Annotated in this window: 10 protein-coding genes; 5 read left to right on the forward strand and 5 right to left on the reverse strand. The window is 73.6% G+C overall.

Translation table 11 applies throughout. The features are described 5' to 3' along the window. Nucleotides 1–128 precede the first annotated feature (128 nt). Nucleotides 129–1901 carry a 2-isopropylmalate synthase gene (leuA, locus tag ACZ4UB_RS29935; RefSeq protein ID WP_468074924.1) on the reverse strand — a complete coding sequence of 591 codons (1773 nt, stop codon included), beginning with the start codon at nucleotides 1899–1901 and terminating at the stop codon, nucleotides 129–131. Between the two features lie 364 nt (nucleotides 1902–2265). Here leuA and ACZ4UB_RS29940 point away from each other — a divergent pair, with 364 nt between their 5' ends. The 4 genes from ACZ4UB_RS29940 (at nucleotide 2266) to ACZ4UB_RS29955 (ending at nucleotide 5296) form a co-directional block, all read left to right on the forward strand. After that, nucleotides 2266–3330, forward strand: coding sequence for a M4 family metallopeptidase (locus tag ACZ4UB_RS29940; RefSeq protein WP_468074926.1), 1065 nt, complete (start codon nucleotides 2266–2268; stop codon nucleotides 3328–3330). A gap of 18 nt (nucleotides 3331–3348) precedes the next feature. After that, a complete protein-coding gene (locus ACZ4UB_RS29945) occupies nucleotides 3349–3618 on the forward strand; it encodes a protealysin inhibitor emfourin (protein WP_468074928.1) in 270 nt (89 codons plus the stop codon). A 27-nt stretch (nucleotides 3619–3645) separates the two neighbouring features. Further along, nucleotides 3646–4491: a GNAT family N-acetyltransferase gene (locus tag ACZ4UB_RS29950; protein ID WP_468074930.1), complete on the forward strand. Its 846-nt coding sequence runs from the start codon at nucleotides 3646–3648 to the stop codon at nucleotides 4489–4491. 124 nt (nucleotides 4492–4615) lie between these two features. Further along, the gene (locus ACZ4UB_RS29955) at nucleotides 4616–5296 is read left to right on the forward strand and encodes an SAM-dependent methyltransferase (protein WP_468074932.1); all 681 of its coding nucleotides are present in this window, start codon (nucleotides 4616–4618) and stop codon (nucleotides 5294–5296) included. Nucleotides 5297–5315: 19 nt separating this feature from the next. On the opposite strand, the gene era is transcribed toward ACZ4UB_RS29955, so the two are convergent. The 3 genes from era to ACZ4UB_RS29970 form a co-directional block, all read right to left on the reverse strand. Then, nucleotides 5316–6266, reverse strand: a complete 951-nt coding sequence (era, locus tag ACZ4UB_RS29960; RefSeq protein WP_354380333.1) for a GTPase Era — start codon at nucleotides 6264–6266, stop codon at nucleotides 5316–5318. A gap of 944 nt (nucleotides 6267–7210) precedes the next feature. After that, nucleotides 7211–8524 (reverse strand): WxL domain-containing protein, encoded by a 1314-nt coding sequence (locus tag ACZ4UB_RS29965; RefSeq protein WP_468075053.1) that lies wholly within the window; start codon nucleotides 8522–8524, stop codon nucleotides 7211–7213. A 197-nt stretch (nucleotides 8525–8721) separates the two neighbouring features. Then, on the reverse strand, nucleotides 8722–9732 hold the full coding sequence (locus ACZ4UB_RS29970) for a GlxA family transcriptional regulator (RefSeq protein ID WP_467956915.1): 1011 nt from the start codon (nucleotides 9730–9732) through the stop codon (nucleotides 8722–8724). A gap of 70 nt (nucleotides 9733–9802) precedes the next feature. Between ACZ4UB_RS29970 and ACZ4UB_RS29975 the strand changes: the two genes are divergently transcribed. Then, the gene (locus ACZ4UB_RS29975; RefSeq protein ID WP_468074935.1) at nucleotides 9803–11143 is read left to right on the forward strand and encodes an MFS transporter; all 1341 of its coding nucleotides are present in this window, start codon (nucleotides 9803–9805) and stop codon (nucleotides 11141–11143) included. Nucleotides 11144–11177: 34 nt separating this feature from the next. Here ACZ4UB_RS29975 and ACZ4UB_RS29980 read toward each other — a convergent pair whose 3' ends face one another. Further along, nucleotides 11178–11549 (reverse strand): cytidine deaminase, encoded by a 372-nt coding sequence (locus ACZ4UB_RS29980; protein WP_354380191.1) that lies wholly within the window; start codon nucleotides 11547–11549, stop codon nucleotides 11178–11180. Between the last annotated feature and the right edge of the window lie 141 nt (nucleotides 11550–11690).

The raw sequence follows: 11690 nt of genomic DNA on the forward strand, positions 1-11690 counted from the left end.
ACCAGGGAAACCCTTCCTCCACCCCCCCTCCCCCCCTCCCCCTCCCCCCCCCCCCCCCCCCCCCCCCCCCCCCCCCCCCCCCTCCCGGGGGGGGGGCCCCCCCCCCCCCCCCCGGTCCGGGCTCTGCCTCAGCGGCCGGCGCGGTTGACCGCCGAGATGACGGCCTTCAGCGAGGCGCGGGTGGTGTTCGCGTCGATGCCGATGCCCCACAGGACCCGACCGTCGATGGCGCACTCGATGTACGAGGCGGCCTGCGCGGAGGCGCCCTCGCTCATCGTGTGCTCGGTGTAGTCCAGCAGGCGGGCGTCGATGCCGATGGCGGCCAGTGCGGCGAAGAAGGCCGAGATCGGACCGTTGCCCGTGCCCTCCAGCACGGTCTCCGCGCCGTCGACGACCGCTTCGACGGTCAGCGTGTCGGTGCCGTCCTTGTCGGTGGTCGTCTGGCCGGAGCGCAGCTGGATGCGACCCCAACGGGCCTCGGCGTCGGCGTGGTTGGGCAGGTACTCGTCCTCGAAGATGGACCAGATCGCCTTCGGCGTGACCTCGCCGCCCTCGGCGTCGGTCTTGGCCTGGATGATCCGCGAGAACTCGATCTGCATGCGGCGCGGCAGGTCCAGCTTGTGCTCGTTCTTCAGGACGTACGCGATCCCGCCCTTGCCGGACTGCGAGTTGACCCGGATGACCGCCTCGTAGGAGCGGCCGACGTCCTTCGGGTCGATCGGCAGGTAGGGCACCGCCCACTCGATGTCGTCGACCGTCTTGCCCTGGGCGGCCGCGTCGGCCTCCATGGCGTCGAAGCCCTTCTTGATGGCGTCCTGGTGGGAGCCGGAGAAGGACGTGTAGACCAGGTCGCCCGCGTAGGGGTGGCGCGGGTGGACCTCCATCTGGTTGCAGTATTCGGAGGTGCGGCGGATCTCGTCGATCTGGGAGAAGTCCAGTTCCGGGTCCACGCCCTGGGAGAACAGGTTCATGCCCAGCGTGACCAGGTCGACGTTGCCGGTGCGCTCGCCCTGGCCGAACAGGCAGCCCTCGACGCGGTCGGCGCCGGCCATGACGGCCAGTTCGGCGGCGGCGACGGCGGTGCCGCGGTCGTTGTGGGGGTGGACGGAGATGCAGACGAAGGGGCGGCGGGTCAGGTTGCGGGCCATCCACTCGAAGCGGTCCGCGTGGGTCGAGGGCGTGGAGCGCTCGATGGTCGCGGGCAGGTTCAGGATGATCTCGCGGCCCTCGCCCGGCTGCCAGACGTCACAGACGGCCTCGCAGACCTCCAGGGCGAAGTCCAGCTCGGTGTCGGTGAAGATCTCCGGGCTGTACTGGTAGCCGAAGACGGTCTCGTCGCCCAGGATCTTGTCGGCGTAGTCCATGACCAGGCGGGTGCCGTCGACGGCGATCTGCTTGATCTGTTCCTTGGAGCCGCGGAAGACGACCCGGCGGAAGGTCGGCGCGGTGGCGTTGTACATGTGCACGGTGGCGCGCTTGGCGCCGACCAGCGATTCGACGGTGCGCTCGATCAGGTCCTCGCGGGCCTGGGTCAGTACGGAGATGGTGACGTCGTCCGGGATGGCGCCCTCTTCGATGATGGAGCGCACGAAGTTGAAGTCGGTCTCGCCGGAGGAGGGGAAGCCGACCTCGATCTCCTTGAAGCCCATGCGCACCAGCAGGTCGAACATCTCGCGTTTGCGGGCGGGGCTCATCGGGTCGATCAGGGCCTGGTTGCCGTCGCGCAGGTCGGTCGACAGCCAGCGGGGAGCCTTGGTGATGCGGGCGTCCGGCCACGTGCGGTCGGGGATGTCCACCTGCTCGTACGCGCCGTACTTGTGGATCGGCATGCCGGAGGGGCGCTGCGTGTGCGTGGCGTTGGTGATGGGGGTGGGTCGTCCCGCAAAGGTGTGCTGAGTCATGGCGTAGGGCTCCTCGCGTGTCCACGTGATGTTCGCTGGGACGGCCGACAGGCAGTAAAACCGCAACACCGGACTCCGCGGGGAGGGGGTCGGCCTACGACTACAGGCCCTCGCCGCGGCAGCTAAGGAGAAGCAGCCCAAAACGCATGATGACCGCACCCTAGCCCAGCCGCGCGGCTGTGCGGGGACCTGTTTCAGTATGCAAGACCATGCAGTCCGTTTTGCACCACTTGTGAGCTATGACTCTTTCGCTGCGCCGAGGTCCGGGTGATCCGTCAACCCGGGTCCACCCGGTTTCAGACAGTCGAATGAATCATGGTTGCAGCTAGTGACACCGGCATGACCCAGTGCCACATTTCCCGGCATGGACGCCACACCTCAGCACCCCGTCTTCTGCACGATCGTGCCGCCGCACGTCCTCGACCGCATCGCGCGCTCCGAGGACACCCGACGCGCCGACCTCGCACAGCGCACCCTGGAACACGACGCGCTCCAGCGCACCCGGCGCCGCATCAACACCGTCCGCGGCATCGCCCCGACCCTCGGCACCCCGCCGTCGGACACCCCCGCGCGGACCATCTACGACGCCCAGCACCACACCCGACTGCCCGGAAAGAAGGTCCGCGCCGAAGGCGGGCCGCTGCACAAGGACGCCTCCGTCAACCGGGCCTACGCCGGCCTCGGCTCCACCTTCGAGCTGTACCTGAAGGCGTTCGGGCGCCACTCCATCGACGATTCGGGCCTGCCCCTGAACGCCAGCGTCCACTACGGCGAGCACTACAACAACGCGTTCTGGGACGGCACCCAGATGGTGTTCGGCGACGGTGACGGCGACCTCTTCGTCGATTTCACGGTCTCGGTGGACGTGATCGGGCACGAGCTGACCCACGGCGTCACCCAGTACACGGCCAACCTGGAGTACTACGGCCAGTCCGGCGCCCTCAACGAATCGATGTCGGACGTCTTCGGCTCGCTCATCAAGCAGTACTCCCTGGACCAGAGCGCGCAGGACGCGGACTGGCTGATCGGGGCCGGGCTGCTCGGGCCGAACGTCAGCGGGGTCGCCCTGCGCTCCATGAAGGCGCCCGGCACCGCCTACGACGACGACGAGCTGGGCCGGGACCCGCAGCCCGCGACGATGGACGGCTACGTCAGGACGAGCGGGGACAACGGCGGGGTGCACATCAACTCCGGCATCCCGAACCACGCCTTCTACCTGGCCGCCACCGAACTCGGCGGCAAGGCCTGGGAGCGGGCCGGGCAGATCTGGTACGACACCCTCACGGGTGGCGAGCTGGCCTCGGACGCCGACTTCGCCTCCTTCGCGCGCCTGTCGGTGGCCGCGGCCGCCACCCGCTTCGGGTCGGGCGGCGCCGAGCACGAGGCGCTCCTGAAGGCCTGGTCCCAGGTGGGTGTGCCGACCGCGTAGAGCCGGTAGACAGGTCCCATGCGGATTCTTGTGGTGCGGACCGGCGGCTTCGCGGGCATCGAGCGCCGGGTCGAGATCGACACGTCGGGCCTGCCCGACGAGGCGGAGTGGCAGGCCCTGGCGCAGCTCGCGCTGCGCCCGGGGCCGCCGGGGCCCGCCGCCGACCGGATCCGGGACGGGTTCTCGTACCGGATCACGGTCGACGGCCGGACGGTGTCGTGCCATGACCCGAACCTCTCCGACGCCCAGCGCCAACTGATCACCCGGGTCCTTAAAGAAGGTGCCTGACCAGGGCCTTTCTGTTTGGATGCCCGGATGACCTCTCGCGATGATCTCGACGGCCTCGATGGCCTCGGCGCCCTTGAGCGTTACTACGACACCGTGCCGCGGACCGGGGGTGCGCGGGCCGAGGACTTCGGGCCGCTCACCCTGTTCGTGCAGGAGGGCGACGGCTGGCCGTATTACGCGCGCCCCTCGCTCGGCGACGGGTCCGCGCCCGAAACCGCGGCGAGCGTCGCCGACGTCGCCCGGGTCCGCGCCCGCCAGCGCGAGCTGGGCGTACCGGAAGCCTTCGAATGGGTGGCCGAAAACACCCCCTCGCTGCGCGCCGCGGTGGAGGGCGCCGGACTGCATGTCCATGCGCACCCCCTGATGGTTCTGGACCTGGACGAGGTACGCGTGCCCCCGCATCCGGAGGTCCGGATGCTCGACGCCGACGACCCCCTGCTGCGGGCTGCGGTGACCGTTCCGATGCTGGCCTTCGCGGCGCCCGGAACCGCCCTGGGCGAGGCGGGTCCGGCCGAACTGGCGCTCGCCGCGGCGGATCCGGCGAACGGGGCCCGGCGGGCGCGGGCGGCGCGGCGGATCGGATCGGGCCTGAGCGGCATGGCTGCCGCCGTGCGGGGCGACGTGGTCCTGTGCTCGGGCCAGTACATCCCCGTGGGCACCACCGCGGAGGTCGTCGGCGTCGGCACCCTCCCGGCGGCCCGCCGCCAGGGGCTGGCGCAGGGCGTCACGGCGGCGCTGGTCGCGGACGCCCTGGCCCGGGGCGTGCGGACGGTGTTCCTCTCGGCCGGCGACGAGGACGTGGCCCGGATGTACGGGCGGATCGGCTTCCGCCGCGTGGGCACCGCCCTGATCGCGGAGCCGCCGCAGGAGTAGGGGGCTCCGCCCGTGCGGCGCGTTTGCCGAAGTGGCAACAAACGTTGCCCCGGGCACGGCCGCGGGCGCAGCATCGGCGGTGCGGGCAGCCACTCCGGCGCCCGCACAGCAGGAAGAGACCCCCATGCACGAGACGGCCGAGACGCCCGAGCAGACGCCCGCCCACCAGCCCCCCGCCGACCCCGCCGCCACCGGCGCGGAGTTCTGGGACGCCCGCTACCGGGAGAGCGAGCGCATCTGGAGCGGGAACGCGAACGCGGTCCTGGTCCGCGAGATCGACGGCCTCGCCCCGGGCCGCGCCCTGGACCTCGGCAGCGGCGAGGGCGGCGACGCGATCTGGCTGGCCCGCCGGGGCTGGCGGGTCACCGCCACGGACATCTCCGGCGTCGCCCTGGAGCGCGGCGCCGCGCACGCCGCCGAGGCGGGGGTCGGCGACCGGATCGAGTGGCAGCGCCACGACCTGGCCGAGTCCTTCCCGGCCGGCGAGTTCGATCTGGTCTCGGCGAGCTTCCTGCACTCCTTCGGCGACTTCCCGCGCGAGCGGATCCTGCGCGCCGCCGCCGCGGCGGTGGCCCCCGGCGGCGTCCTGCTGATCGTGGGCCACGCGGGCTGGGCCAGCTGGCAGGAGAACATCCACCCCGAGGTCCGCTTCCCGACGCCGGAGCAGGTCGTGGCGGAGCTGGAGCTGGCGGAGGGCGCCTGGGAGGTGCTCCTGGCCGAGGAACACGAACGGGCCCAGGACCGGCCTGACGGCCGGCCCGGGACCCGGACGGACAATGCGGTGAAGGTACGACGCCTGCGCTAGGCCGGGGCGGCCGGCGCGGTCAGAAGCCGAGCTTGCGGAGCTGCTTGGGGTCGCGCTGCCAGTCCTTCGCGACCTTCACGTGCAGGTCGAGGAAGACCGGGGTGCCGAGCAGCGCTTCGATGTGCTTGCGCGACTTCATCCCGACCTCCTTCAGGCGCGAACCCTTCGGGCCGATGATGATGCCCTTCTGGCTCGGCCGCTCGATGTAGACGTTCGCGTGGATGTCCAGCAGCGGGCGGTCGGCCGGGCGGTTCTCGCGCGGGATCATCTCCTCGACGACCACGGCGATGGAGTGCGGGAGCTCGTCGCGCACGCCCTCCAGCGCGGCCTCGCGGATCAGCTCGGCCACCATCACCATCTCGGGCTCGTCGGTGAGGTCGCCCTCCGGGTAGAGCGGCGGGCTCTCCGGGAGCAGCGGGGCGATCAGGTCCGCCAGCAGCTGGACCTGGCTGTCGCCGACCGCCGAGACCGGGACGATCTCGGCCCACTCGAAGCCCAGCTCCGCGCCGAGCTGGCTGATGGCGAGCAGCTGCTCGGCCAGTGCCTTGGACTCGACCAGGTCGGTCTTGGTCACGATGGCGATCTTGGGGGTCTTCTTGATCCCCGCGAGTTCCTTGGCGATGAACTTGTCGCCGGGGCCGAGCTTCTGGTCGGCCGGGAGGCAGAAGCCGATGACGTCGACCTCGGACCAGGTGGCCCGTACGACGTCGTTCAGCCGCTCACCCAGAAGGGTGCGGGGCTTGTGCAGGCCGGGGGTGTCGACCAGGACGAGCTGGGCGTCCGGGCGGTGCACGATGCCCCGGACCGTGTGGCGGGTGGTCTGCGGCCGGTTGGAGGTGATCGCGACCTTGGTACCCACGAGTGCGTTGGTCAGGGTCGACTTGCCCGCGTTGGGACGGCCGACGAAGCATGCGAAGCCCGCGCGGTGCGGGGCGGTGGGCTCGGGGGAACGATCGCTCATACGGGCCATTCTCCCCGATGCGGGTCCCAGCGCCGACCAGGCGGTGGCGAGCAGGACCGTCGCACCCGCCAGCAGGGTCCCCAGCCAGGGGTGGACGGCGTACCCGGCGCTCGCCCGGGCGGTGGCTCCGGGGGCCGTGGCGCGGACGGTCACGGTGGTCCGTTCGAGGGCGGGCGGGTCCGCCCAGTGCTCGGTGAACCGGACCCGCTGCCCGGGCAGCAGCTCGGCGCGGGCGGTCGCCGCCCGGTTCAGCAGGGAGCGGCCGAAGGCTCCGCCGGCGGTGAGGGCGGTCCGGGGGCGCAGCGTGACGTTCCCGAGGTTGTGGAGCGTGTACGAGACCTCGGCGCCGGAGCCCCGGCGGGTGACCGCGAGCCCCTCGACGGCCAGGGCGGGCGCGGTCGGCCCGGCGACCCGGAGGTGGACCCGGGCGGCGACGGCCCGCTGGACGTCGATCCCCGTGCTCCCCACGGCGCCGCCGGGCCGGTCCTCCAGCGCGACGACGGCCCCGGGATGGTCCCCGGGCTCGGCCCGCTCGGGCACGGTCAGGGTGAACGGCACGCTGACCGACCCCCCGGCCGGCACGGTGACCCGGTCCCGCGCGAGCCGGGTCCAGGCTCCGGTGGCCTCCCGCGGCTCCTCGGGCCCGCGCGGGGCGAAGCCGCCGTCGCGGGCGGTGTTGTAGGCGTCGGCGGCGTAGAGGCGGAAGGTGAGCGGGCCGGGGGTGCGGTTGGTGAGGGTGACGGCGTCGAAGACGGTGGTTCCGGGGGCGGCCGCGAGGTAGAAGTACGGGCGCTGGGCGATCTTGTTGGCGGCGGGGAGGACGGACCACTGTCCGTTGTCGGCGGCCGCGGCGCCCCCGGCGGGCCCGAGCGCGAGCAGCAGCGCGCACAGGAAGGCGCACACGAGCGCGAGCCGGGCGCCGGGTCCGGACGGCTCCCGGGCCGGAGCCCCGGTCACGACAGGGTCAGCGTCAGGACCGCCGTGTAGGCCCCCGGCGGGGTGTAGGGCGGTAGCCGGAGGGTGACGAGCGCGTCCACGGTGAAGGTCCCGCCCACCGCCGACGCGTCCGGGGTCGACGCCAGGACCGCCCCGCCCTCCCCGACCACCCCGGCGCTGCCCGCCGCGCAGGTGCTCCGGCTCCCGGCCGCCGCCACGCAGACCGGGGTCCAACTCAGCTCGGCGCCCGGGATCTTCACCCCGCCGGGCCCGGTGAAGGCCGTGACCTTGCCGATCAGGGACCAGCCGGCGGGGCCGCCCCGCGCGTCCTTGACGGTGACCGTGCCGATCCGGCCGGGGGCCGCGACCCCGTCGCCGTACGCGATCGCGCCGAGCGTGACGGACTCCCCGGCCTGGGTCATCGTCAGCGCCCCCGGTTCGACCGTCGCCGTCACCTGCTGCGTCCCCGCCCGCTGCTCCTGGGCCCGGGGCGGGTCCGCGAGGACCGTGTACGCGCCCGGGCCCGAGCCGCGTTCCGCCGTCCAGGCCGGGCCCTCGTAGGCGACGACGGCCGTGGTCGTCCGGTCGGTGACCGGCAGGTCGGCCAGGACCGCGCCGAGCCGGTCCGCGGTCGCGGTGACCCGGTCGGCGGTGGGCGCGGCGCCCGCGCGCCCGGTGACGGTCACGGCCGCGCCCGGGGTGAACCCGCTACCGGCGACCTTGACGGCGGCGCCGGGCCGGCCGGACGCGCCGCCGAGGGCGACGGCGCGCAGGTTCGCGGCCGGCAGCGCCTGCGCCGTGAGCCGACCGGCGACCGGCGGGGGCGCCCCGGCCGCGGCGGGCGTGCAGGTGGTGTCGAGGTCGAGCAGGTGGCTGGTGTGCAGGGTGTAGGCGCCGGGGGCGAAGGTGGTCTCGCCGGGGGCGGTGACGGTGAAGGTGCCGGTCATGGTGACGGCGGGGAGGACCGCACCCGCCGGCACCGGGTCGTTGCTCTTGGCCCCGACCACGGTCACCTCCCCCCGCTGCGCCCCGCCCAGCACGATCACGGCGGTGGGAGTCAGCACGTCGGCCGGCAGATCGGTGGTCAGCGGGTTCACGGCCGGGCCGGCGGCCACCCGGTAGGTGACGGTGACCGTGTCGCCGACCCGGGGCGCGGGGTTGTCCACCGTGAGCACCGCGGTGGTGGGGCCGTCGGCGGGCGGCAACCCGGCCTCCTGCGGCGGCACGCAGTGCGTGGGGAAGTCGACCTGGCCCGCCGGGGCCGGCTCCCCGCCCTCGGCGGAGGCCGGTGCGCTCAGCGCGCCACCCGCCGCGGCGGCGAGGACGGCCATGCCGACGGCCGCCGACCAGCCCCTGCTCCGCGTCCCTCTGCGCACCGCGACACCCCCGCTGTCCACCTCGGCAGGGGGCCATTCACGAGCGGGCGGCGGAAGATGTCAAGGGAGCGGCCCGACCTCACCTGATGGCCCATCAGATGACGTCAGGTTCGGGCCCGTCACGCACCCTCACCCCCTCCGCGCGCCCGCCCTCATTCCCCTTCGCGCTGCCGGAAGGTCCGCCGGTACGCCGTCGGGCTCACCCCCAGCGCCGCCTGCACGTGCTTGCGCAGCGACTGGGCGTGGCCGAAGCCCGCCTGTCGGGCGACCTCTTCCATCGGCAGTTCGGTGCGCTCCAGCAACTGCCGGGCCCGCTCCACCCGCTGCATGACGATCCACTGGCCGGGGCTGACCCCGGACTCCTCCCGGAAGCGGCGGGTGAACGTCCGTACCGACATGGCCTCCTGGCGGGCCAGGTCGCTCAGCCGGACCGGCTCGTGCAGCCGGTCCAGGACCCAGGCCCGGGCCGCCGTGGTGCTGGCGAGCTGCGGCCGCGGCACCGGCCGCTCGATGAACTGGGCCTGGCCGCCCTCCCGGTGGGGCGGCACGACCGTGCGCCGGGCCACGTCATTGGCCACGGCCGCGCCGTGGTCGCGGCGCACGATGTGCAGGCACAGGTCGATCCCGGCGGCCACTCCGGCCGAGGTCAGCACGTCCCCGTCGTCCGTGTACAGCACGTCGGGATCGACCAGGACGGCCGGGAAGAGGCGCTGGAAGTGCGCGGCGGAGGCCCAGTGGGTGGTGGCACGGCGGCCGTCGAGGTACCCGGCGGCGGCCAGCACGAACCCGCCCGTGCAGATGGAGACGAGCCGGGTGCCGGGGCGCACGTGCGCGAGGGCGGCGGCGAGCTCGGGGGTGAGCCGCCCCTCGTCGTAGACCGGGCCCAGCTCGTAGGAGGCGGGCACGACCACCGTGTCGGCGGTGGCCAGGAGCTCCGGGCCGTGGGCGACCTCGACGGCGAAGTCGGCGTCGGTGGGAACGGGGCCGGGCGCGAGCCCGCAGGTGAGGATCTCGTACAGCGGCCGGCCCGCCGGATCGTGGGCACGGCCGAAGATCCGGTGCGGGATGCCCAGCTCGAAGGGCAGCAGTCCGGTGAGCGCGAGGACGACCACGCGGTGCGGTCGGCCCGGGCGCGCGGCAGGGGTGGTGGCCCGATCGGTCATGGCCCGATCGTAGCGAACCGTGTCGGTCAGGCCACTGGATCACGGCTCCCGGGGGCCGGAAGCTGTCCTCGTGACCCAGACAGCGCCCCTCCCCGGCACCACCCCGCCCGACTCCGCCGCTCCGGCTCCGGCCCCGCGCCCCGCCGGGCGGATCCACCGCGCCTGGTCCGTCGCCGCCGTCACCTTCGTGACGATCATCGGGGCGGCGGCCTTCGCCTCCCTGCCCGGTCTGCTGCTCGACCCGCTGCACAAGGAGTTCGACTGGTCGCGCGGCACGATCGGCTTCGCCGTCTCGGTCAACCTCGCCCTGTACGGGCTGACCGCGCCCTTCGCCGCGGCCCTGATGGACCGCTACGGCATCCGCCGGGTCGTGGTCGTCGCGCTGCTGGTGATATCCGGCGGCACGGCGGCCACCGTGTGGATGACCGCGTCCTGGCAGCTGGTGCTCTTCTGGGGCGTGCTCGTGGGGTTGGGCAGCGGCTCGATGGCGCTCGCCTTCGCGGCGACGGTGACCAACCGCTGGTTCACCGCCCGGCGCGGCCTGGTCACCGGCATCCTGACCGCGGCCGGCGCCTCCGGCCAGCTGGTCTTCCTGCCGCTGCTGGCCTGGCTGGTGGAGCACCACGGCTGGCGCCCGGCGGCGGTCACCGTCGCGCTGGCCGCGCTGGCCGTCGTACCGTTCGTCTGGCTGCTGCTGCGCGACCACCCGGCGGACGTGGGGCTCGCCCCGTACGGCGGGGAGTACGCCCCCAAGCCCGCTCCGGTCCCGGGCGCCGCCCGGCGCACGCTCACCGTGCTCTTCAAGGCGGCCCGCACCGGTCCCTTCTGGCTGCTCGCCGGAACCTTCGCGATCTGCGGCGCCTCCACCAACGGCCTGGTCAAGACGCACTTCGTGCCCGCCGCGCACGACCACGGGATGCCGGTGACGGCGGCGGCCGGACTGCTGGCGGTGATCGGCGTCTTCGACGTGATCGGCACGGTGGCCTCGGGCTGGTTCACCGACCGCTTCGAGCCGCGCCGACTGCTGGCGGTCTACTACGCGCTGCGCGGGGTCTCGCTGCTCTTCCTGCCGATGCTGCTGGCACCCTCGGTGCACCCGCCGATGGTGTTCTTCATCGTCTTCTACGGCCTGGACTGGGTCGCGACCGTCCCGCCGACGATCGCCCTGTGCCGGGAGCAGTACGGCGAGGACAGCGCGATCGTCTTCGGCTGGGTACTGGCCTCGCACCAGGTGGGCGCGGCGCTGGTGGCCTTCCTGGCCGGCCTGGCGCGGGACGTCTTCGGCTCGTACGACCTGATCTGGTACGCCTCGGGGGCGCTGTGCGCGGTGGCCGCGCTGATGGCGATGGTCATCCGGCGCCGCCGCGACCCGCTCGCGCCGACTCCGACCTCGGTCGCAGCCGGCGCCTGAGCGGGACGCGGGACCGGTTCAGCGGTTCAGCGGTTCAGCCGGCCGTGATCGTGGACTTCAGGGTGCCGTCCGGGGCCGCCAGCAGGACGGGGGTGGCCGCGCCGCCGAGGTCGCGGACGGCGGCCCGGTCGGCCTCGTCCACGCCGTCGGCCGCGCTGACCACGGCGGCGGCCTCCAGGGACTGGGCGCCGCTGGCCACGGCCATCGCGACGGCCGTGCGCAGCGCACTGAGCTTCAGCGACTCCAGCTCCACGGTCCCGGCGACGTAGGTACGGCCCGTCTCGTCCCGCACCGCCGCCCCCTCGGGCACCGCGTTGCGGGCCCGGGCGCTGCGCGCCAGCGTGATGATCTTGCTGTCCTCGGGGCCGAGCGCGGCGCCGCCGTTGTCGTGATCGCTGTCCGTCATGCCGGAAAGCATAGGAGCGGGGGGGGGGGGGGGGGGGGGGGGGGGGGGGAGGAGAGGGGGGGGGGGGGGCCCCCCCCCCCCCCCCCCCCCTCCCCCTTCTTTGGGTCGGGGCGTGTATTTGCTGTGGGTATTTCTTCCTCC

This window comes from Streptomyces sp. NPDC028419 (genome assembly GCF_055565515.1).